Source organism: Streptomyces sp. STR69, from assembly GCF_024519455.1.
GTDB lineage: Bacteria > Actinomycetota > Actinomycetes > Streptomycetales > Streptomycetaceae > Streptomyces.
Map to the genome: position 1 here is coordinate 240,991 of NZ_JALJRY010000014.1, position 21,794 is coordinate 262,784.

Here is a 21,794-nt window from a genome sequence, read left to right on the forward strand (position 1 = left end):
GATCGGCCGCGACGACACGTGACGGCCGGCCGGACCACGGCTCCCACTCGGAAGGGGCCCGAACGGCGCTCCCCCCGCCCGCATGAGCACACCCGGTCGGAGAGCAGGCCGCGACACGAGCGTGGACACGGACCGGCCGGGACGGGCACGGAGGGGACGATGACGACACCGGCGTACGCACCGATCGTTGTCGTCGTCGATCCCGGCTCGTCCCACCGCCCGGCCGTGGCCTGGGGTGCCGACGAGGCGGACAGTGACAGGGCTTCCGGCCATGAGCTGATCGCGGATGTACGCTCGCACGAGTGTCGACCTCACTCTCCCAGGGAGGTGCCTCGTCACTCCGGGCTGAGGACCGTGTCGGGCCCTCGCCGTGGGGTCGGGCGGCTGCGGGGGGCGTGGCCGAGGCGCAGGATCATCTGCGGGAACTCTCCGCGGGTGAGCGTCGCGCGGACCTGGGCGCGCAGCCGCGGGACTTCGAGGGGCTGGGTGTGGAAGGCGGCCACGGTCCAGCGGGTGGTGGCGTGCAGCAGGACCCGCTGGAGGGCCTGCCCTGCGTGCAGCCAGTCCTCCCGGGTGTCGTGCCGCGTGGTGAGGACGAGGGTCAGTCCCGTTTCCGGCGGCCAGACGTCGGGCACGTCCGGCAGGGTGCGGGTGAGTCCCAGGAAATCGCGCCCGACGAGACCGGTGCGGTCCGGGGGACGGACGCGGACGTCCAGGGGGACGCCGTCCGGACGCCGGTCACGGGCGGCCCGCGTCCAGTGGACCAACTCGGCGATGTGGCCGGGGTCGTTGCGGTGGACTGCCTCGGCGGACCGGACCAGCTCCGCGAGTTGACGCCGTGCGACATGGGATTCCACCGTGTACAGCGCGGCACCCTCTGCACGGGCGTGCTCACGCAATTCCCCGATCAGCGGCTGCGGGAGCGGGGACTTCTGGAAGGGCCCGCGGTGCGTGTGCCGTAGCCACAGGGCGCGGTACATCAGGTTCTCGTCGGTGCTCGGCCTGGCGTACGGTCCCCAGCCGACGCGGGCGAGATGGGCCGGGTTCCAGGGAGTGGGGAGCAGCTGTACGACAGGCCGGAAGCCCAGGTGCCGCATGGCGACACGCATGTTGAACAGGGCCGCGCCGCCGCTGATGAGCTGCTCCCGCCCGTCCGGGTCGGTGAGCAGGAGCCGGCGCGTGGGATCCGCGTACACGTCGAGGTCGGTGTCCCGGCCGACGAACAGCCAGGGCTGGGTGTTGTGCACCGAGGGTGCGCTGACGGCCGCGCGGACCAGGTGGTGGGCCGCGTGGTCGACCTGAGCGGAGACTGTCTCCATGGTGGGCACCGCCGTTCGTCGTTGATGTCTGCGGGCGCGGAACTCAGCCGTGCGCCACGACGGCGACGGGGCAGCGCGCGCGGTGGATCACGGTGCGGGTGACCGGGCCGGTGTGCGGACCGGGTCGGCGGTCGCGCAGGTGGCGGCCGACGACGAGGAGTCCCGCGTCCGAGGCGGCGCGGACCAGGTGTGCTCCTGCCCTGCCCCTGACGACCGTCGGGGTGACCTCGACGCCCGGGTACTTGTCACGCCAGTTCTGGAGCACTCCCGCCAGGAGGCCGCGCAGCTCCTCCTCGCGCCGGGGCTCTTCGCCGAGGCCGGGGTCTCCGGGTCCGGGGGAAGCGGTCGACGAGGTGTCCCAGGCATGGAGCACGCGCAACGGCGCCCCGCGCAGCGCGGCTGCCTCGAAGGAGAACTCGATCACCTCGTCGCACGCCTCGCCCAGGTCGACGCCGAGAACGACGTCACGGTACGGCGTGACGGGCGACGCGTAGCCGTCCCCGTTCAGAAGATGCTCGTCCGCGGACCGCTGCCCGGCCTCGACCAGGACGACCGGACGGGTGGTCCGGGCGACGACGGCCTGGGCCACCGACCCGACGAGGAATCCGGTGACGCAGTTCAGCCCGCGCGAACCGAGCACCAGCAACTCGGCGTTCCGCGCGGCGTGCAGGAGTACTGCCGCCGCCGGACCCTCGATGTGCTCGTCGGTGAGCAGCGCCTCCGGGCAGGCCCGCGCGACGCGTTCCTCGACCGTGCGCAGGACGGCCCGGCCCAGACGGTGCCGTATCGCGCTCGCCGCGGGAGAGAGCGCCTGGTCCGGGCCCCGGTCGGAGGTGTGCACCAGGTGCAGTCGCAGGCCGCGCCGCACCGCCTCCCGGGCACCCCACTCGGCGGCGGCCAGGCTCTCCGGAGATCCGTCGACTCCGACGACGACCGGTCGTGACATGGCGCACCTCCCTGGCTCTCGCCCGGCGGGTCCTTCTCGGCCCGGTCCCCATCGTCGTGCCGGACAACCGCGCGGTGGAGGGGCCACCGGTCCCGGACTTTGACCCGTACGACCCCTGCCCGGAGCTCCCCGCCCGGGACGACCGTGGGACACGCAGACAGTGGTGCCGCAAGCAGGCGGGAGGCGAACCGGCATGGAACGGACGATCGTTGTCGGAGTGGACGGCTCCGTGCGGAGCAGAGTGGCGGCGGACTGGGCGGCCCGGGAGGCCCTGCGGCGCGGGCTGCTTCTGCAGGTGGTCCATGTGTCGGAGCGGTCCGGTACGGGTCCGTCCGGGCCGTGCTCCGGCCTCGGGGAGCCGCTGCCCGGCGTGGCGGAACGCGAACTGATGTCCCGGCCCTCCGAGTTGACGGTGCATGAGGTCCGGGTCGACGGTGAGCCGGCAGCCCGGCTGCTCGCCCTGGGCGCCTCGGCCGAACTGCTCGTGCTCGGGATGCGTGGCGCAGGAGGGTGCGCGGGGCAGGCGGTCGGTTCGGTGGCGGGCGCGGTCGCCGAGCGCTCCGCCCGGCCCGTGGTCCTTGTCCCGGGCGGACCCGCCTGCGCGGGCACGGGATGGCGTACTGACAAGGTCGCGCTCGGCGTGGACGCGCGGCGGCCGGACGAGGCGGCCATCGGCTTCGCCTTCGACAGGGCGAGCCGCGCGAACGCCCGCCTGCGCGTGGTGCACGCCTGGACGATGCCGGAGCCCGGCGGATCCGCGCTCCCGTTCGTCGCGCGGTGCAGGGACCGCGCGGCCCGGGAGGACGAGGAGATGCGGCTCCTGTCCGACGTGCTGCGCCCGTGGCACGAGAAGTATCCGCGTGTGCAGGTACTGGAGGACGTCGTGCACTTCGGTGCCGCTGAGGCACTGGTACGGGCTTCCGGCCGGGCGGAGCTGCTGGTGGCGGGGCGACGGGAGAACAGGCTCGGCTCCGCGCTGAAGGGGCTGGTCGAGCAGGCCGGATGCCCGGTGGTCGTGGTGCCCGGGTGACGAGAGGCGGCCGGACTGTTCAGGCGCAGTCGCGGTGACGTGCAGGCGGGGCCGGTCGCCGTCGGCGCGCGGGTCGGGTGACGCAGTCCGGCCAGGGTGCCGCTCTCCACGGTTCGGCCGGCCCGACCTTCTTCACCACCCCGGAGGAGTGGGAGACGGCGACGCATGCTCGCGAGCGGCGGCGGGGCTTCCCGCGGCGGCGGACGCGGTGGTCAGGTTCGGTTTCCGTCGCCCGACCCCGGCCGGTCGGGCCGGACCCGGAAGACGGGAACCCGGTCGGCGATCCGGGCGAACTCCTCCAGCGGGGCCCGCCGGTCCACCGGCAGATGCGGCCGGGCTCCCGGTGCCAGGGCGAGATAGCGGCGCAGGACCGGCGCCCGGTCGCCGACCTCGACCTCTTCGAGGCGTACGGCCTCGCGCCGGCCGCGCCGCAGCACCGCCCGCCCGCCGGCCGCCCGGACGTTGCGCACCCAGTTCGCGTCCGGGCCGAGCATCGAGACCAGATAGCGCTCGCCCTCGTAGTCAGCGACCACCAGAGGCAGCGAGATACGTCGGCCCGTACGGCGCCCGGGCACCTCCAGCGTGACCATGCGCCGAGGCGCCAGCCCCGCCGAAGCGGCAAGTGCCGACTGCCGGTTCATCACGCGTGCCAGGCGTCCCGGGCGGCCGCCGCGGTACAGCCACCGGTCGATCCGGTGCAGCCGGCGGGCCGAGTCGTCACGTTCCATGGCTCACACCCCCCTCGGCACGTCACCGCACGTTGGTGGGGCGGCACGCCTTCCGGTGAGGAACTGCGTTGCGGCTTGCCTGGTCGTGAGCACGGTCGTCCCCTCTCCGCACTGGACGGGGGCCGGTCGGTGCACCCCCTTGTCCGCCAGAGTCCGCCCGCTGCGGCCCGTCCGGCCAGGGCCGGACGGGCCCCGGACGGCGGCATCCGGCCCGGCATCGGCCGCTCCGGCACCTCTGCGAGACGCGCGGCAACCGCCGCCGCTCGCAGGGCCGAACGGCTCCTCCGTGAGGGCCGTACGGCCCGCGCCCGTGCGGCGCGGAACCACGGATTCTTGGGGGATGAACGCCGCACAAGCGCCGCAGCGGGCACCGTACGTGATCCCAGGTGACGGAGGTGCGACCCGGGACGACGGACTCCACGATGAGTACATGGCCGCCTGCCACGCCGCCCTCTTCGACGTCCTCAGGCCACGCCCGGCCGCGAGGTCCGAGTCCACGGCCGTATCCGGGGCCACGCCGTGACGACGAGCGGCCCCGCGCTGCAGACCCTGGCCACCCGGGACGTCTTCGCCGCCCTGGACACCTCGCCGCGCGGCCTGGCGCCCGCGGACCTGAGCCGACGGCGGGAGCGGTACGGCCCCAACGAGCTGCCGCGGGCCCGGCGCAGGGGCTGGTGGCGGGACCTCGCCGGCCAGTTCACGGACCTGTTCGCGGTGGTCCTGGCCGTCGCGTCCGGGATCACCTTCCTGGCATACGGACTCCAGGAACCGCATGACGCGGGCACCCTGCAACTGGCCGTGGCGATCCTCTGCGTGGTGCTGCTGAACGCGGGCATCGGCTTCGTGCAGGAGTACTCCGCCGAGCGGACCGCCGAGTCGCTCCAGGCGATGGTGCCCCACACCTGCCGGGTGCTGCGGGGCGGGGAGCGGCTGGAGCTGCCCGCGCGTGATCTGCTCCCCGGGGACGTCGTGGTCCTGGAGGCGGGGGACGCGGTGCCGGCGGACTGCCGGCTCGTGGAGGCGCACGAGGTCTCGGTGAACAACGCGGCGCTCACGGGGGAGAGCGACGCCGTCGGCCGTACCCGCCAACCGGTGGCGGACGGGCCGGTGCTGGAGGCCCGCAACTGCCTGTTCATGGGTACCGACGTCGTGGCGGGCACCGCGAAAGCCGTGGTGTTCGCCACCGGCGGGGAGACCGAGTTCGGACGCATCTTCCGGCTCGCGGCCGCGGCACCGCGCCAGAAGACCCCTCTGCAGATCCAGGTCGCGTCGATGGCCCGCCGGGTGGCGGGCGCGGCGCTGGCGATCGGAGCGCTGCTGTTCGCGGTGCGGCTGCCGGCCGGCCGGCCGCTCGTCGAGACCTTCGTCTTCGCGCTCGGCGTGATGGTCGCCATGGTGCCCGAGGGACTGCCCGCGACGCTGTCGGTGTCGCTGGCGATCGGCGTACGGCGTATGGCCGCCCGGCGCGCACTTGTCAAGAAGCTGCTGGCGGTGGAGGCCCTCGGTTCCACCACCGTCGTGTGCACGGACAAGACGGGCACCCTCACCCAGGCCGAGATGACCGTCGTACAGGTGTGGGCGGGCGGCGTCCGACACCCCGTCTCCGGAGTGGGGTACACGCCGACCGGCGAGGTGACCGACCCGAAGCCGGTGCGTGAGCTGCTCCGTACGGCGGCCCTGTGCTGCGACGCGCGAATGGTCCCGCCGTCGGAGCCGGAGGGCTGGCGGGTCCTGGGGGACACCACCGAGGGAGCCGTACTCGTCGCCGCGGCGAAGGCCGGTGTCGACCCGGCGGCCGAGGAGGCCGCGACGCCCCGCGTCACGGAGTTCCCTTTCGACTCGACCCGCAAGCTGATGAGCACCGTGCACCGCGACGCGCACGGCGCTCTCCACGCCTGCGTCAAGGGCGCGCCGCAGGAACTGCTCGCCCGCTGCACCGCCGTCGACTGGAAGGGTGAGCGACGGCCGCTGACCGAGGAACTGCGGGCGGCGGTGATCGCTGCCAACGACGAACTGGCTTCTCAGGGACTGCGGGTCCTGGCGGCGGCGTCGCGGGATCTCCCCGACGGCCGTCCCACCCAGGACGAGACCGAGTCGGAACTCACCCTGCTGGGCCTGGTCGGCATGCTCGACCCGCCCCGGCCCGAGGTCAGGGCCGCCGTCGATGCCTGTCGGCACGCCGGCATCCGCATCGTCATGGTCACCGGCGACCACCCGCTGACCGCGGAGGCCGTCGCCCGCCGGGTGGGCATCGTCCGGGGGCCGGAGCCCACCGTCGTGACCGGCGTCCGCCTGGACGCACTCGACGACGACGCCCTGGACACCCTGCTCGCCGAGTCGGGGGAACTGCTGCTGTGCCGGGTCAGCCCCGAGCACAAGATGCGGGTGGTCGCCGCCCTGCAACGGCGCGGCGAGGTCGTCGCCGTCACCGGTGACGGCGCCAACGACGCACCCGCGCTCAAGCACGCCGACATCGGCGTCGCCATGGGCGCCTCCGGCACCGACGTGGCCCGTGAGGCCGCCGTCATGGTGCTGCTGGACGACTCCTTCGCGTCCATCACCACGGCGGTGCGCCTGGGCCGGTCGGTCTACCAGAACATCCGCAAGTTCCTGATTTACCTCTTCAGCCACAACATCGCCGAACTCGTCCCGATCCTCGCGGCCACCTTCGCCGGATTCCCACTTGTCCCGATCACCGCCGTGCAGATCCTCGCGATCGACCTCGGTTCCGACGTCCTGCCTGCCCTCGCGCTGGGCGCCGAGCCGCCCGAGCCCGACGTCATGGACCGCCCGCCGCGCTCGAAGAACGAACGGCTGTTCTCCACCGCCGTGATGGGCCGGATCCTCTTCCTCGGCGGCATCCAGTCGCTCGGCGTGTGCACCGTGTTCTTCTGGCACATCCACGCCTCCGGCATCCCCTACGCCGACTTCACCGTGCACGACACCGCCTACCGGGAGGCGATCACCATGGTCCAGGCAGGCATCGTGGTCAGCCAGTTCTTCAACGCGCTCGCCGTGCGCACCGACCGGCAGAGCGTGTTCCGGATCGGCCTGCTGTCCAACCCCTGGCTGCTGGCCGCCGGCTGCTTCGGCATCGGGTTGATGGCCGCGATCAGTTATCTGCCGCTCCTGCAGGCGGTCTTCCACACGGCCCCGCTGGCAGCCTCCGACTGGGCGGTCCTCGCCGGATTCGGCGTACTGCTGCTGGCCGCCGAGGAAGCCCGCAAGTGGTGGCTGCGGCACCGCCGGCCCACAGACCGAAAGGAAGGAGCGCAATGAAAGTGATCATCGCGGGCTGCGGGCGGGTGGGCTCCGCACTCGCCGTCCAGCTCGTCGCCGAAGGCCACGACGTACACCTCATCGACCGCCGGCCCGGCACCCGCAAACTGTTGCCGACCGGCTTCCCCGGCCGGTTCCACGAGGGCAACGCGTACAGCCGGACGGTCCTCGAAGCCGCCGGGATCGAGCACGCCGACGCGTTCGTGGCCGCCACCTCGGGCGACAACAGCAACATCGTCAGCGCGCGGACGGCCAAGGAGACCTACCGGGTCCCCATCGTCGTCGCCCGCATCTACGATCCGCGCCGCGCGGACATCTACCGCGAGCTCGGCATCCCCACCATCGCCAGCGTCCGCTGGACCGTGCACCAGATCCACCAGATGCTGCTGCACCGCCACCTCACACCGGAACTCACCTTCGGCAACGGTGAGACCCTGCTGGTCCGCTCCGAGCTGCCCTCCTACCTCAACGGGCGGCGGCTGGCCGAGTTCGACGTGGACGGTGAGGTCCGGGTCGTCGAGGTCACCCGCGGCGGACGGTCGCTCGTGCCCGCCCACAGCACCCGCGCCGAGCCGGGCGACCTGGTGACCTTCGCCGTCGCGGCCACCGCGCTCGGCCGCCTGCGCGGCTTTCTGGACAAGGAGTTGGGGACATGAAGGCGCTCATCGCCGGAGCGGGGCGCCTCGGCACCCAGATCGCCCAGGTCCTGGCCGCGGCCCGCAACGACGTCACCCTCGTCGACATCGACGAGGACCGCGTCGCCGGGCTCGAAGGCCACCTTCCCGTACGGCTCCTGACCGGGGACGCCTGTGAACCCGCCGTCCTGGAGCACGCGGGCGTGCTCGCCGCCGACCTCGTCATCGCGGCCACCGGCGACGACGAGGACAACCTCGTCATCAGCCTGCTCGCCAAGCGGCAGTTCGAGGTGCCCCGGGTCGCGGCACGCGTCAACGAGGCCGAGAACACCTGGCTGTTCGACCGGAACTGGGGAGTCGACACGGCGGTCCCGGCGGCCACTCCGCTGATCTCGCTCATAGAGGAGGCCACCGGTGCCACGGACACCGTGGCCCTGCTGCGCCTGAGCAAGGCGGGTGTCGACGTCATCGAAACCGCCATCACACCGCAGTCCCGCGCCTCAGGACGCACACTGGCCGAGATCACCCTTCCCGCGGGCGCGGTCATCGCCACCGTCATCCGCGACGGCCAGCCCACCGTCCCCACCCCCGAGATGCGGCTCCGGAGCGGCGACGAACTTCTCGTCGTCTCGCACGCGGCCACCGAACAGGAGATCCACGCGGCCTTCCAGTGACATCGGTCAACCGGTCTTGTGCCCCCACCGCGGACCGGCCACGTCCCACGCCAGCCCCACCGCTCGATCCGTCACCGGTCGAGCCACCACCGTGCGACGGCTCCGGCGCCGATCGCGGTACCGGCGGGTCCGAGAGCGGCGGCGCCGTCCAGGGTGCCGACTAGACGGCGGACGCGGACGGGCTCCGCCGATCGCCGAGCCGCTGCTGGGGGGCGGCTGTGAGGAGGACCGCGTGAGCCGGGTGCCGCCCGGCGAACACCTCGTCGGCGCTGTGAGCCGTCACCAGGCCGACCGGCGCGCCTCCGAGCAGGACGACCAGCGACACGGCCGGCACGATTCATGCCTCGACGATGTCGTCGCGCCGACGCAACGAATTGCGCCGCCACCGCCAGAACAGTCTTGCCGTACGCCTGCCGCCGCCCATCGAACCGCACCTCCTTGCGGTGCTCACCGGTCACGACGGTGCCGGCCTGGAAGCGGCCGTGGCATGGGCCGGACCGGGGGAACACAAGGCCCGCACAGCGGACGGGGTCCGGCCGAGGACCCCCGACCGGCGAGCCGATCGGGGCCGACCGGCCCAAGCGCCGGGCCGGAATCCGCGACAAGCTGGATGTGATGGGCATTTCGGTCATCGTGTGCGCCTCTGGGGAAGCCGCGCCCGTCCCTGCAATCGGAGGCCAGGCTCTCGGGGAGACCGAGAAGGGAAGGAACGTCATGAAGGGCTATGTCTTCCACGGGCCGGGTCGGTCCTCCTGGGACGGTGTCCCGGATCCGGGTATCAAGGATCCCACTGATGTGATCGTGCGTGTTGATGCCGTCACGATCTGTGGAACCGATCTGCACATTCTGAGGGGTGATGTGCCCGAGGTGCGCCCGGGGACGGTGCTGGGTCATGAGGCGGTGGGGGAGGTGGTGGAGGCGGGTTCCGACGTGCGTACAGTGCGGCCCGGGGACCGGGTCCTGGTCTCCTGCATCACGGCCTGCGGGCGTTGCGCCTACTGCCGTCGGGCCATGTACGGGCAGTGCCGCGGTGGCGGGGGCTGGATCCTGGGGCATCTGATCGACGGCACGCAGGCGGAGTACGTGCGGGTCCCGCACGCGGATCTGTCCGTCCATCCGCTGCCCAGCGCGCTGGATGCCAGGGACGCGGTGCTGCTGGCGGACATCTTCCCCACCGGGTACGAGGTGGGTGTGCTCAACGGACAGGTGCGTCCCGGCGACACCGTCGCTGTGGTCGGTGCCGGTCCGGTGGGGCTGGCGGCGATCGCCACGGCGCGGTTGTTCTCGCCGGAGCGGGTCGTCGCGGTGGATGTGGCCGCTGCCCGGCTGGAGGCGGCGAAGCGGTTCGGTGCGGATGCGGTGGTGGATGCCCGTGAAGCCCCCGAGCAACTGGTCGCCGATCTGACCGACGGGATGGGGGCGGACGTCGTGATCGAGGCGGTGGGAGTGCCGGAGACGTTCGAGCTGTGCACGCGGATGGTGCGTCCGGGTGGTCATGTCGCGAACGTGGGTGTGCACGGCAGGCCCGCGACCCTGCACCTCGAAGACTTGTGGATCAAGAACGTCACCATCACCACGGGTCTGGTGGACACGTACTCCACGCCCACGCTGCTGCGGATGGCTGCGGCCGGTCGGTTGCCGACCTCGCAGCTGGTCACCCACACGTTCCCGCTGGAGCGTATGGAGGAGGCGTACGAGGTCTTCGGCAAGGCCGCCGACACCGGTGCCCTCAAGGTCGTACTCGGCGGGACGCGGCACGAGGAAGTCGTTGTGGTTGGGCCGCCAGAGGAGAGGACGTGACAGACCATGAGCCACCGAGCTACGCCGGACACGACCCACCGGCCACCGGTGGGCGACCTGGGGCGTCGCCTCGTCCAGCGACGTACGGAGCGCGGCCTGACCCGGAAGGAGACGGCCGACCGGGCGGGAGTGGCCCCGAGTTATCTGCGATACCTGGAGGAGCATCATGGCGCCGCGCCCAGCACCGGCGTCCTGCTCCGTCTCGCGGGCGTCCTGGGCACCACGCTGGCGCATCTGACGGGCGGTGACGTCGAGTTGCCGCCGGGCCCGGAACAGGCCGACCGCCATGCCGGATTCGTCGAACTGAGCACGCAGGAGTGCCGCACCCTGCTCTCCACGCACGGCGTGGGACGGCTGGCGATACCCGTCGAGGACGGGCCTGTGATCGTTCCCGTCAACTACAGCGTCGTCGACGGCCTCATCGTTTTCCGCACCGATCCCGGCAGCGTCACGTCCCGGGCGGTCGGCTGTCGCGTGGCCTTCGAGGTCGACCGTATCGACGACGCGTTCAGCACTGGCTGGAGCGTACTCGTACGAGGGAGGGCGACGGCTGTGACGGAGCCTGACGCCGTCCGCAGGCTGACGGAGCTGGCGTACAGCACACCGTGGGCGGGCGGGCAGCGCGAGTTGTGGGTGTCCGTCCGACCGGACGCCATGACCGGGCGGCGGATAGCGGTGGACGCCTGACGTACGTGTTGTACCCGACGTACGCCGACGCCGGAAAACCTGTGCCGTCGGCAGGCCCGCGCGAGCCGGCTGCCGGACTTGACCGAGCACGGGCGTCGCCGGGCGGCCCATCTTCGTGGCCAGTGCACCGGACGATGACGGGCAGGCTTCACAAAGGGGCGGGAAGGGTCCATCCGCTTCTCGCGGATCCTGATTGCGCGGTGCACGGCTCGAAGACCGCCTCTCCGCGTCCCTCTGCGGGCCCTTCCCGTCACCTTCAGCACAACACGCGGGCCAGTCCCGCGCCAGGGCCGATCGGCCCCGATTCCGAGGGAGGAACGTCCCGGCCGCGGTGGTCACCACCGCGGAGCGGGCACCTCACATGGGCCGAACGGCCACTTTCGGGGCCGAAGTGCCCCTGCTGCGACAGGACGGGGGAGTGCGACGCTGGGCAACGGAACCGTTCTGCTGTGCGGTTGCGCAGCCCGACGAAAGGCGGCGAGAACGATGGAACTGCCCCTGGTCGTGGGTGTCGACGGATCGGACGGGAGCCTGCTCGCGGTCGACTGGGCGGTGGACGAAGCGGCCCGGCTCGGGCTGCCGCTGCGGCTGGTGTACGCATCCCTGTGGGAGCGATACGAAAGCGCGGTGTCGTCGGGCGGCCGAGAGCGCCCCTCCCGGCAGGTCATGGCGGACAACACCGTCGGATCGGCGGCGGAGCGCGCCCGCCGACGCCGTCCCGAGGTGAAGGTCTCCACGGAGGTTGTCCCCGACGAGGCGGCGAGCATCCTCGTACGCGAAGGCCACAACGCGTCCGCGCTCGTCACCGGAGTGCGCGGACGCGGCGAAGTGGCAGGTCTGCTCCTCGGTTCGGTCAGCCTGGCGGTGGCCGCCCGCGCCCACTGCCCCGTGATCGTCGTCCGCGGGGACAGGGCCGGTCTGGAGAGCACCCACGAACGGATCCTGCTCGGTGCCGGCGAACCCGCCACCGGCGGAGAAGCGGTGCGTTTCGCCTTCCGCGAGGCGGAGGCCCGCAAGTGCACCCTCGACGTCGTACGCGCCTGGCGTTGCCCGGCGCACGAGACCGCCGACGACCCGCGGCTGGCCGAGGACCCGGCGCACCACCACGAGGAGTGGGCGGCCGCCCTGCTCGACGCCCTGCTGCACGACCCCGCGGCGGACCACCCCGGTGTGCGGGTGCGCCGCAGCACGGTGGAGGGCCCGGCCCGCAGGGTGTTGCTGAACCGGACGGCCGCCGCCGACCTCGTGATCGTCGGAGCCAAGCGCCGGACCGGTCACTTCGGCCTCCAACTGGGCCGCGTGGCACACACGTTGCTGCACCACGCGGACTGCCCGGTGGCCGTCGTACCGCAGCCGGTGTGACGATGGACCGTCGACCGACCACCCCCACGCTCCACGACCTGCCGTCCCCAGTACTGAGGGACGTGCGGGCCGTCGTCTTCGATACCGACGGAGTGATCACCGACTCGGCCCGGGTGCACGCCGCGGCCTGGAAGACGGCGTTCGACGCCTTCCTGCGCGAGCACCCGCCCGAGGATCCGGCCCTGCGCGGGCCGTTCGACGTACGCGACGACTACCTCCGCCACGTGGACGGCAAGTCCCGCTTCGACGGCGCCACCGCCTTCCTCGCCTCGCGCGGCATCGAGCCGTCGCCGCGGACGGTGCGGGAGGTCGCCGACGACAAGGAGCGGCTGTTCACCGAGCACCTGAGCAGGCACGGGGTCGACGCGTATCCCGGAACGGTGCGGCTGGTGCGCGCCCTGCGCCGGGCCGGTGTTCCCCGGGCCGCGGCCTCCGCGTCCCGCCACGCCCGCGAACTGCTCACCCGGGCCGGGGTGCTGGACCTTTTCGACGTGCTGGTGGACGGAGGCGAGGCGGCCCGGCTGGGCCTGCCGGGCAAGCCGCGGCCCGATCTCTTCCTGGAGGCGGTCCACCGTCTCGGCGTCCCCGCCTCTCGTGCCGCCGTCGTCGAGGATGCCGTGGCCGGTGTGGAGGCGGGCCGTCTCGGTGGCTTCGCCCTCGTCATCGGTGTGGACCGCGCGGCCGACCGCGGCACGGGCGAGAGGTTGCTGAGGCACGGCGCCGACATCGTCGTACGGGATCTCGGAGAGCTCTGCACGGAGGAATCGCCGAAGTGACGGACTGGACCTGGGAGTACGAGGGCTACGTTCCCGCCGACGAGCGTCTGCGGGAGTCGCTGTGCACGCTGGGCAACGGCTACTTCGCCACCCGCGGCGCCCTTCCGGAGTGCGACGCGGACGAGGTGCACTACCCCGGCACGTATGTCGCCGGCTGTTACAACCGGCTCACCTCGGACGTGGCCGGCCGCCGGGTCGAGAACGAGGACATGGTCAACGTGCCGAACTGGCTGCCCCTGCGGTTCAAGCTGAGCGGCGGGCCATGGCTCACCCCGGACAACACACCGGTGATCGAGCACCGCCAGTGCCTCCACCTGGCCTCCGGGCTGCTGGAACGGCGGACACGCTTCGACCTCGGCGGGGAACGGACGTTGGCCGTACGGCAGCAACGGCTCGTGCACATGGGCGACCCCCATGTGGCCGCGCTGCGCACCGAGTTCACCGCCGAGGGCTTCTCCGGCGAACTCGACGTGGAGGCGGCACTGGACGGCGGTGTCACCAACGCGGGCGTGGCGCGTTACCGGGACCTGGACGGACGTCACCTCACTCACGTCCACACCGGAACCGCCGCGTCGGACACGGTGTGGCTGCGCTGCCGCACCCGCACCTCGGACATCAGGCTCGCCATGGCGGCGCGGCTGAACGCCGACGCGCCCGTGACGGCCACTCACAAGGGGCCGCGCGCCTTGCAGCACGTGCGACTGAGCCTGGCGGACGGCCGCACGGTCACCGTGGACAAGACGATCGTGCTGCACACCTCCCGCGACCCCGCGATCAGCGATCCGCTGCGCGCCGCGGTCGACCGGGTCGGCCGGGCACCCGGCTTCGACGATCTGCTCGACGACCATCTAACGGCCTGGGACCAGCTCTGGCGCCGCTCCGCCCTCGATGTGGACGGCGAGGCCGGCCGCATCCTGCGGCTGCACCTCTTCCACGTGCTGCAGACCCTGTCCCCGCACACCGCCGACCTCGACGTCGGCGTACCGGCCCGGGGACTGCACGGCGAGGCCTACCGCGGTCACGTCTTCTGGGACGAACTGTTCGTCCTGCCCTATCTCAACCTGCACTTCCCCGAGGTTTCCCGCGCCCTGCTCCGCTACCGCCACCGGCGCCTCGAACAGGCCTGCACCGCAGCCCGGGAAGCGGGCCGCAAGGGCGCCATGTACCCCTGGCAGAGCGGCAGCGACGGACGCGAGGAGACCCAGCGGCACCACCTCAACCCCAACTCCGGCCGCTGGCTGCCCGATTACTCCCACCTCCAGCACCACGTGGGCTCCGCGATCGCCTACAACGTCTGGCAGTACTGCGAGGCCAGCGGCGACACCGAGTTCCTGCACACCAAGGGCGCCGAGATGCTGCTGCAGATCGCGCGCTTCTGGGCCGACGCGGCCGTCTACGACGAGGACATGGGACGCCATCGGATCAAGGGCGTGGTCGGACCCGACGAGTACCACGACGCGTATCCCGGTGCGGCGGCGCCCGGACTCGACGACAACGCGTACACCAACGTCACCGCCGCCTGGGTACTGACCCGCACACTCGAACTGCTCCGCGCCCTCCCCGAGCCACGGCGACGCGAACTCGTAGAGCGCACCGGCCTGGACGGCGGAGAGATGGAGCAATGGGAGGACGTGTCCCGCACCCTCCACGTCCCCTTCCACGACGGAGTCGTCAGCCAGTTCGAGGGCTACGGCGACCTGGAGGAACTCGACTGGGAGGGATACCGGCGGCGGTACGGCGACATCCGGCGCCTCGACCGGATCCTGGAGGCCGAGAGCGACACCGTCAACCGCTACCGGGCCTCCAAACAGGCCGACGTCCTGATGCTGGGCTACCTGTTCTCGCCGGCCGAACTCCGGGGCCTGTTCGGCCGGTTGGGACTCCGGCTGGGCGAGGACACCTGGCGGCGCACGGTCGATCACTACCTGAGTCGCACGAGCCACGGCTCCACCCTCAGCGGACTGGTCCACGGCTGGGTGCTGGCGAGGGCACGGCGGGCCGAGGCGTGGAAGTTCTGCCAGGAGGCACTCCAGGGTGACATCGCCGACGTACAGGGCGGCACGACGGGCGAGGGCATCCACCTGGGCGCCATGGCGGGGACCCTCGACCTGGTGCAGCGGGGACTGACCGGACTGGAGACCCGCAGCGGGGCGCTGTGGCTCGATCCGGTGCCGCTGCCGGAACTGTCGTCGTACGGATTCGCGCTGCGCTATCAGGGCCACTGGGGTGTGCGGCTGAGGCTGGAGCGAGGGCGGCTGGACATCGACGTACCGTCCTCCGAGGCCTCGCCGATCGATGTGCGGCTGCCCGGCCGCGCGGTCTGCCTCCAGCCGGGGGAGACGGGCCGGCTCGTACTCGGCGACTGACCGTCACCTCCGGGACGAGGACCGGAGCGCGGCCGGTGTTGGGTCCGCGCGGGTGGAACACGCCGTTGTACGACTTTGCCTCTACGAGAGGGATTCCGAGGGAGCGGGCGGCCTAGTCTCTGAGACGAATGATCACCCCCCTCACTCTGTAGGAGCGCATGTGACGCACCTCCGGCAGCAGTCCACAAGACGCACCGCCGTCCTCCGCCGCAGCGCCGTCGTGGCCACCGTCCCCGTCGCCGTCGCGGCCCTGCTCGCCGCCGCCGCGCCGGCCGGAGCCACCACGACCGGCTCGTCCGGCGTGGGCGACCCGTACTTCCCGCTCTCCGGGAACGGCGGCTACCACGTCGCCCACTACGGCCTGACGCTCCGTTACGACCCGGCGAGCCGCCACCTCGACGGCAAGGCGGTCCTCACCGCCCGCGCCACCGAGAAGCTCACCCGCTTCGACCTCGACTTCAAGGGCCTGACGATCACCGGCCTGACGGTCGACCACGTCAAGGCCGGCTTCCGCCGCGACGGACAGGAACTCGTCGTCACCCCGCGCAGGGCCCTGCGCAAGGGACAGGAGTTCCAGATCGCCGTCACCTACAACGGCATCCCCAAGCAGGTCACCGACCCGGACGGCTCGGCGGACGGCTGGATCGCCACCGACGACGGCGCCTTCGTGGCGGGCGAGCCGCAGGGCGCCATGACGTGGTTCCCGGCGAACAGCCACCCCAAGGACAAGTCGTCGTACGACTTCACCATCACCGTCCCGCAGGGGCGCACCGCGGTCGCCAACGGCGTTCTCCTGGGCCAGAAGACGGCTCACGGGAAGACCACGTTCCGCTGGCACGCGCCGGAGCCGATGGCCGCCTACCTCGCCACCGCGACGGTCGGAAAGTTCAAGGTCGAGCAGTACACCACCAAGGACGGGGTCAAGGTGTACAACGCCGTCGACCCCCGCGAGGCCACCGCCGCTGCGCCCGTGCTGAAGAAGCTGCCCTCCGTCCTGGAGTGGGAGAGCAAGCTGTTCGGCCCCTACCCGTTCCGCTCCGCCGGGTCGATCGTCGACCACGCCCCGGACGTCGGCTACGCCCTGGAGACCCAGGGTCGGCCGATCTACGACTCGGCGCCGGACCTCAGCACCCTCGTGCACGAGAACGCCCACCAGTGGTTCGGCGACTCCGTCTCGCTGACCTCCTGGAAGGACATCTGGCTCAACGAGGGCTTCGCCACCTACGCGGAGTGGCTCTACAGCGAGCAGCACGGCGGCAAGACCGCCCAGCAGACCTTCGACGCGCTGTACGCCCGCAAGGCGACCGACGACCTGTGGGCGTTCCCGCCCGGCGACCCGGGCAGCGGCGCCAACATCTTCGGCACACCCGTGTACGCCCGCGGAGCCATGGCACTGCACGAACTGCGCCTGGCCGTCGGCGACAAGACCTTCCTCGCGATCCTGCGCGCCTGGGCGAGCGGACACCGCTACGGGCACGGCACCACCGCACAGTTCGTCAGCCTGGCGGAGCAGAAATCGGGCAGACGACTCGATGCCCTCTTCCACACCTGGCTCTACACGAAAGGCAAGCCGGCCCAGCCGTAGGAGCTGACGAGTTCCTCACATGTGTCGGTCATCGTCGACTCATGATCACTCGTATGTCCCCGGTCGCACTCGTCGCCGTGTCCCTGTTTCTCACGGGATGCGGCGGCGGTGCGGTGGCGGCGACGGACCACACGTCCGCCGCCCCCGCTCCCGCCTCCCCGCCCCCGGCCTCGCCCTCGTCGGTGATATCCGCCGAGGCCGCACCCCGCCAACTCCCGGGCGTGGGGCCCAAGATGCTCGCCCGGATACCCGCCGCCACCGAGCAGGTGGTCCTGGTGACCGGCCGGGGCAAGAACTCCCCCCTCTCCGCCCTGGCCCTGTACGAGCGCACCGACGACGGCTGGCAGCAGACCGCCAGTTGGGCCGCGCACAACGCGCTCAAGGGCTGGTCGGACCACCACATGGCCGGTGACCTGCGCTCACCGATCGGTGTGTACTCGCTCACGGACGCGGGTGGCCTGCTCAAGGACCCCGGCACCAAGCTGTCGTACGACCAGGGCTCGGGCTTCGTCTCACCCGGCACCGGCTTCGAGGGCGAGCCGCTGGCCGGGTCCTTCGACTACGTGATCGCCATCAACTACAACCGGCAGCCCGGCACTTCACCCCTCGACTGGACCCGCCCCCTCGGCTCCTCGCGGGGCGGCGGCATCTGGATGCACGTCGACCACGGCGGTCCCACCCACGGCTGCGTCAGCATCGCCGAGGACCACATGAAGGAACTGCTGCGCACCCTGGACCCCGCCCGGCATCCCGTCGTCGTCATGGGCGACGCCGCGTCCCTCTCGCACTGACCGCCTAGGATCCGCCCAATGTGCGCACATGTGCTGGTCGCCGAGGACGACGAGATGCAGGCCGAGCTGATACGACGCTCCCTGCTGACCGAAGGACACACCGCGACCGTCGTCCACGACGGGGCCGCCGCCATCACCGCGGCCCGCGAACTGCGACCCGACCTCGTGGTGCTCGACCTCATGCTGCCCGTGATCGACGGCTTCGGCGTGTGCCGGGTGCTGCGCGGCCAGGACGACATCCCCGTCCTCATGCTGACCGCCCGCTCCACCGAGGACGACGTCCTGCTCGGCCTGGAACTCGGCGCCGACGACTACATGACCAAGCCCTACAGCCCGCGCGAACTGATGGCCCGCATCCGCACGGTCCTGCGGCGCAGCGGCCGTACGGTCGAGGGCAGACCGGAGGACACCGTCGTACGGGCGGCGGGTCTCTCCGTCGATCCGGCGCGGCACGAGGTGCGCTGCGACGGGGCACCGGTGGACTGCACACCGGCCGAGTTCGAGATCCTGCTCGCGATGACCGCCGAGCCCGAACGGGTCTTCTCCCGGCGGCAGTTGCTGCAGTACACCAGGGGCCTCGACCGGGCGTCCACGGAACGGGCCGTCGACGTCCACATCATGAACCTGCGCCGGAAGATAGAGGCCGACCCACGCAAACCGGCCCGGCTGCTGACCGTGTTCGGCGTCGGCTACAAGCTGCGCGGCGGTCGCGCGTGAGGCCCCGGATACCGCTGCGCAAGCGGCTGTTGGTACGGCTGCTCGTCGCCACCGTGCTGATCGCCCTCTGCTCGGTCGGGGCGACGGCCTGGCTGGCGGTGCAGACCACCACCAGGGCCATCCGGGAGGAACAGGGACAGGACCTCGCCGACGACATGCGCATCCTGGCGCAGCTCAGCGGATACGCCGCGACCCACTCCGAGTGGAAGGGCGTCGCGCCCACCGTCCGCGCCCTGTCGAAGAAGATGGGCCGCCGTATCGCCCTCACCACCTCCGACCGCACCCTCATCGCCGACTCCGCGCCGCACGGCACCTCCCTGCCGCCCCGCGCCGCCGCGAGCGTCGACCCGCTGCACACCGACACGTTCACGGAACCCGGCGCACAGCTCAGCGGCCTCGACCCGCGAGTCGTCGGACCGTACCGGGTGACCACGAAGGAGCGGGCCCGGTTGATGGGGCTGGCCAAGGAGCGGCGCGCGTGCTTCGCGCAGGCCGGAATCGACACGACCATCACGATGACGCCGAGCGGCCGTCCCGTCCTCACCGACGCGGACGGGAACAACGCCAACGGCTATGTGCCCGAGGCGTGCGCCGACGGGAAGCTCAACACCCCGACCGTCACCGAGAGCAAGGCGTTGAAGAGCCTGCTGGTGAACGCCCGGCCCTGCCTGGAGCGGGGAGGCTTGACCTTCAAAGTCCCCTACTTCGGCGTCGACGTCTTCGACAAGAATCTCGGCTCGCGCTACGTCACAGGCGCGTACAACAAGCTGGGCGACGCGGCCGACATACGAAAGGCGCAGGCCTGCACCGACAACGCCCGCCGCGCCCAACTCGCCCCCTACGTAGCGCCGGTGGCCGAACTGTTCCTGGGCGGCGGCGACACCACCGCGCCCCGCTTCGACGTCTCCCCGGCCAACAAGGCCAAGGTCGTCGGCGCGGCGGCGGCCGTGCTGGCGCTCACGGTCCTGCTGACGGCGGTCGTCGCCACGCGGCTCGTACGACCCCTGCGCGCGCTGACCGAAGCGGCCCAGCAGCCGCCGGAGCTGTACGTCCGGGTGCCGGTGCGGACCCGGGACGAGGCCGGCATCCTGGCCGAGGCCTTCAACGACCTCGCCGAGCGCCGCGAACGCATGGAGGCCCAGCGCAAGGCCATGGTCAGCGACATCGCCCATGAACTGCGCAGCCCGCTCACCAACATCCGGGGCTGGCTGGAGGTCACCCGGGACGGCTTCGTCGAACCCGACCCGGCGCTCCTCGGCTCACTGCACGAGGAGGCGATGGTCCTCCAGCGCGTCATCGACGACCTCCAGGACCTCGCGGCGGCCGACGCCGGGACCCTGCGGCTGCACCGCGAACCCGTGCGCGTCGAGGACCTCTTCGACCAGGTCGCCGCCGCGTACCGCGTCACCGCCGACACGGCCGGGGTCACCCTGACCGGCAAGGCGGACAACTCCATCTGGCTGGACGCGGATCCGGTCCGCATGCGCCAGGTGCTCGGCAACCTCGTCTCCAACGCGCTGCGCCACACGCCGGTCGACGGCACGGTGACCCTCACCGCGTGGCGCGAGGGCGACCGGGCCGTGCTGACCGTCACCGACACCGGTACCGGCATCGCGCCCGAGGACCTCCCGCACGTCTTCGAGCGGTTCTGGCGCGCCGACCAGTCCCGCAGCCGCCGCACCGGGGGCAGCGGCCTGGGCCTGTCCATCGTCCGCGACCTGGCCGCCGCCCACGACGGCACGGTCGAGGCGACGAGCGAACCCGGCACGGGCTCCGTCTTCACCCTGAGGCTTCCCGACTCGCCCTCGCCGGAGGGAAGTTGAGCAGGGTCACTGCTCCCGCAGACCCCACGGCGAGCCGTACGCCGTCAGCAGGTCAAGGAACGGGCCGGCCGGGAACGCCTCCGGGCCCAGCACGCCCGAGCCGGTCCACGCGCCCGTGGCCAGCAGCTCCAGGGCGATCACCGGGTTGATGGCGGTCTGCCACACCACGGCCTGGGAGCCGTACTCCGCCATCGACCACTGGTTGTCGACCACGTGGTAGAGGTACACCTCGCGCGGCGCCCCGTCCTTCGTGCCGCGCACCCAGGTGCCCGCGCAGGTCTTGCCGCGCATACGGTCGCCCAGCGTCGCGGGATCGGGCAGGCAGGCAGCGACAACATCCCTAGGCGATACGGCAGTTGCTCCCGCGGCACTCGGCACGGTGACCGGCTCGGTGCGGTCCAGTCCCAGGAGGTGCAGGGTCTTCAGCGTGTCGATGAACTGATTGCCGAGGCCGTACTTGAAGGTGACCCGCTTCGCGTCGACCCAGCGCGGGACCAGCAGCACCTCCTCGTGCTCCACGTTCACGCACTCCACCGGGCCGATGCCCTCGGGGAAGTCGAACACCTCGGGCTCGCTGAACGGTTCCGTGGTGAACCAGCCGCGGTCGGCCTCGTAGACGACCGGCGGGTTCAGGCACTCCTCGATCGTGGTCCAGATGGAGAAGGAGGGCGCGAAGTCGTAGCCGTCGACGGTGAGGTTCGCGCCGTCGCGGATGCCGATCTCCTCGATCTCGTCGAAGAGTTCGTCGGCGGCGTACCGCGCGAACACGTCCGAGAGACCCGGCTCCACCCCCATCCCGACCAGTGCCAGCGCGCCCGCCTTCTCCCACTCGGCCGTGTCCTCGAACTGCGCGTCCCCGAGCTTGACCCCGCACTCCCCGTACGGACGCTCCGGATGCGGCCGGGACAGCGACATCGCCATGTCGAGGTAGTCGGCCCCGGCGGCCCGCGCCGCCCGGAACAGGGGGAGGACGAAGCGCGGGTCGGTCGCGTTCAGCAGCACATCGCACTCGTGCGACCGCAGCGCCGCGACGACGGCCTCCTCGTCGTTCGCGTCCAGCCGCTCGGCACGGAACCGGGCGCCCTCGTCCCCGAGCGCGGCGACCGCGGCCTCGGCCCGGGACAGGTCGTAGTCGGCGACCACCATCGCGTCGAAGAACGGACGCCGGGCCGCGATCCGGGTGATCGCACCACCCACACCACCGGCTCCCACGAGCAGTACACGCATGGCAAGAACTCCTTCACGGCCGACATTTCACCGTCGATACAACGCCGGT

At 71.8% G+C, this 21,794-nt stretch carries 18 protein-coding genes; 13 read left to right on the plus strand and 5 right to left on the minus strand.

Going from position 1 to position 21,794, the window contains the following annotated elements:
• Positions 1-335: 335 nt before the first annotated feature.
• Both OC490_RS26475 and OC490_RS26480 read right to left on the minus strand, forming a co-directional pair.
• Positions 336-1,319, minus strand: coding sequence for an Acg family FMN-binding oxidoreductase (locus OC490_RS26475; RefSeq protein WP_262060488.1), 984 nt, complete (start codon positions 1,317-1,319; stop codon positions 336-338).
• 43 nt (positions 1,320-1,362) lie between these two features.
• Positions 1,363-2,265: a universal stress protein gene (locus tag OC490_RS26480; RefSeq protein ID WP_262060489.1), complete on the minus strand. Its 903-nt coding sequence runs from the start codon at positions 2,263-2,265 to the stop codon at positions 1,363-1,365.
• A gap of 193 nt (positions 2,266-2,458) precedes the next feature.
• Between OC490_RS26480 and OC490_RS26485 the strand changes: the two genes are divergently transcribed.
• Positions 2,459-3,295, plus strand: a complete 837-nt coding sequence (locus OC490_RS26485) for a universal stress protein (protein WP_262060490.1) — start codon at positions 2,459-2,461, stop codon at positions 3,293-3,295.
• Between the two features lie 212 nt (positions 3,296-3,507).
• Here the strand turns inward: OC490_RS26485 and OC490_RS26490 are convergent, their stop codons facing one another.
• Positions 3,508-4,023, minus strand: coding sequence for a nitroreductase/quinone reductase family protein (locus OC490_RS26490; protein ID WP_262060491.1), 516 nt, complete (start codon positions 4,021-4,023; stop codon positions 3,508-3,510).
• Between the two features lie 519 nt (positions 4,024-4,542).
• Here OC490_RS26490 and OC490_RS26495 point away from each other — a divergent pair.
• From OC490_RS26495 to OC490_RS26505, 3 genes are read left to right on the plus strand one after another with little or no spacing between them, the layout of a single operon-like run.
• Positions 4,543-7,302, plus strand: coding sequence for a cation-translocating P-type ATPase (locus OC490_RS26495; protein ID WP_262060492.1), 2,760 nt, complete (start codon positions 4,543-4,545; stop codon positions 7,300-7,302).
• Entirely contained in the window at positions 7,299-7,958 is a 660-nt protein-coding gene (locus tag OC490_RS26500; protein WP_262060493.1) for a potassium channel family protein, read from the plus strand. Before OC490_RS26495 ends, OC490_RS26500 begins: the two co-directional genes overlap by 4 nt.
• Positions 7,955-8,611: a potassium channel family protein gene (locus OC490_RS26505; RefSeq protein WP_262060494.1), complete on the plus strand. Its 657-nt coding sequence runs from the start codon at positions 7,955-7,957 to the stop codon at positions 8,609-8,611. The genes OC490_RS26500 and OC490_RS26505 overlap by 4 nt, the downstream gene beginning before the upstream one ends.
• A gap of 160 nt (positions 8,612-8,771) precedes the next feature.
• On the opposite strand, the gene OC490_RS26510 is transcribed toward OC490_RS26505, so the two are convergent.
• A complete protein-coding gene (locus tag OC490_RS26510; RefSeq protein WP_262060495.1) occupies positions 8,772-8,936 on the minus strand; it encodes a hypothetical protein in 165 nt (54 codons plus the stop codon).
• 389 nt (positions 8,937-9,325) lie between these two features.
• Here OC490_RS26510 and OC490_RS26515 point away from each other — a divergent pair, with 389 nt between their 5' ends.
• The 9 genes from OC490_RS26515 (at position 9,326) to OC490_RS26555 (ending at position 20,518) form a co-directional block, all read left to right on the plus strand.
• Entirely contained in the window at positions 9,326-10,411 is a 1,086-nt protein-coding gene (locus tag OC490_RS26515) for a zinc-dependent alcohol dehydrogenase family protein (protein ID WP_262060496.1), read from the plus strand.
• Positions 10,412-10,417: 6 nt separating this feature from the next.
• Positions 10,418-11,098: a helix-turn-helix domain-containing protein gene (locus tag OC490_RS26520; protein WP_262060497.1), complete on the plus strand. Its 681-nt coding sequence runs from the start codon at positions 10,418-10,420 to the stop codon at positions 11,096-11,098.
• A 486-nt stretch (positions 11,099-11,584) separates the two neighbouring features.
• Entirely contained in the window at positions 11,585-12,460 is an 876-nt protein-coding gene (locus OC490_RS26525; protein ID WP_262060498.1) for a universal stress protein, read from the plus strand.
• A 2-nt stretch (positions 12,461-12,462) separates the two neighbouring features.
• On the plus strand, positions 12,463-13,236 hold the full coding sequence (locus OC490_RS26530; RefSeq protein WP_262060499.1) for an HAD family hydrolase: 774 nt from the start codon (positions 12,463-12,465) through the stop codon (positions 13,234-13,236).
• Entirely contained in the window at positions 13,233-15,602 is a 2,370-nt protein-coding gene (locus tag OC490_RS26535) for a glycoside hydrolase family 65 protein (RefSeq protein ID WP_262060500.1), read from the plus strand. The genes OC490_RS26530 and OC490_RS26535 overlap by 4 nt, the downstream gene beginning before the upstream one ends.
• Before the next feature lie 160 nt (positions 15,603-15,762).
• Entirely contained in the window at positions 15,763-17,187 is a 1,425-nt protein-coding gene (locus tag OC490_RS26540) for a M1 family metallopeptidase (protein ID WP_262060501.1), read from the plus strand.
• 41 nt (positions 17,188-17,228) lie between these two features.
• The gene (locus OC490_RS26545; RefSeq protein WP_262060502.1) at positions 17,229-17,978 is read left to right on the plus strand and encodes a L,D-transpeptidase family protein; all 750 of its coding nucleotides are present in this window, start codon (positions 17,229-17,231) and stop codon (positions 17,976-17,978) included.
• Positions 17,979-17,996: 18 nt separating this feature from the next.
• Positions 17,997-18,695 (plus strand): response regulator transcription factor, encoded by a 699-nt coding sequence (locus OC490_RS26550; protein WP_262060503.1) that lies wholly within the window; start codon positions 17,997-17,999, stop codon positions 18,693-18,695.
• Positions 18,692-20,518, plus strand: coding sequence for a sensor histidine kinase (locus OC490_RS26555; RefSeq protein WP_262060504.1), 1,827 nt, complete (start codon positions 18,692-18,694; stop codon positions 20,516-20,518). The genes OC490_RS26550 and OC490_RS26555 overlap by 4 nt, the downstream gene beginning before the upstream one ends.
• Before the next feature lie 6 nt (positions 20,519-20,524).
• On the opposite strand, the gene OC490_RS26560 is transcribed toward OC490_RS26555, so the two are convergent.
• The gene (locus OC490_RS26560) at positions 20,525-21,745 is read right to left on the minus strand and encodes a saccharopine dehydrogenase family protein (RefSeq protein WP_262060505.1); all 1,221 of its coding nucleotides are present in this window, start codon (positions 21,743-21,745) and stop codon (positions 20,525-20,527) included.
• Between the last annotated feature and the right edge of the window lie 49 nt (positions 21,746-21,794).

Coding starts and splice junctions, on each gene's coding strand:
- OC490_RS26530 (WP_262060499.1), top strand. CDS start 12,463: ATGGACCGTCGACCGACCACCCCCACGCTCCACGACCTGCCGTCCCCA.
- OC490_RS26475 (WP_262060488.1), bottom strand. CDS start 1,319: ATGGAGACAGTCTCCGCTCAGGTCGACCACGCGGCCCACCACCTGGTC.
- OC490_RS26525 (WP_262060498.1), top strand. CDS start 11,585: ATGGAACTGCCCCTGGTCGTGGGTGTCGACGGATCGGACGGGAGCCTG.
- OC490_RS26515 (WP_262060496.1), top strand. CDS start 9,326: ATGAAGGGCTATGTCTTCCACGGGCCGGGTCGGTCCTCCTGGGACGGT.
- OC490_RS26490 (WP_262060491.1), bottom strand. CDS start 4,023: ATGGAACGTGACGACTCGGCCCGCCGGCTGCACCGGATCGACCGGTGG.
- OC490_RS26545 (WP_262060502.1), top strand. CDS start 17,229: ATGATCACTCGTATGTCCCCGGTCGCACTCGTCGCCGTGTCCCTGTTT.
- OC490_RS26560 (WP_262060505.1), bottom strand. CDS start 21,745: ATGCGTGTACTGCTCGTGGGAGCCGGTGGTGTGGGTGGTGCGATCACC.
- OC490_RS26480 (WP_262060489.1), bottom strand. CDS start 2,265: ATGTCACGACCGGTCGTCGTCGGAGTCGACGGATCTCCGGAGAGCCTG.
- OC490_RS26520 (WP_262060497.1), top strand. CDS start 10,418: ATGAGCCACCGAGCTACGCCGGACACGACCCACCGGCCACCGGTGGGC.
- OC490_RS26485 (WP_262060490.1), top strand. CDS start 2,459: ATGGAACGGACGATCGTTGTCGGAGTGGACGGCTCCGTGCGGAGCAGA.
- OC490_RS26550 (WP_262060503.1), top strand. CDS start 17,997: ATGTGCGCACATGTGCTGGTCGCCGAGGACGACGAGATGCAGGCCGAG.
- OC490_RS26505 (WP_262060494.1), top strand. CDS start 7,955: ATGAAGGCGCTCATCGCCGGAGCGGGGCGCCTCGGCACCCAGATCGCC.
- OC490_RS26500 (WP_262060493.1), top strand. CDS start 7,299: ATGAAAGTGATCATCGCGGGCTGCGGGCGGGTGGGCTCCGCACTCGCC.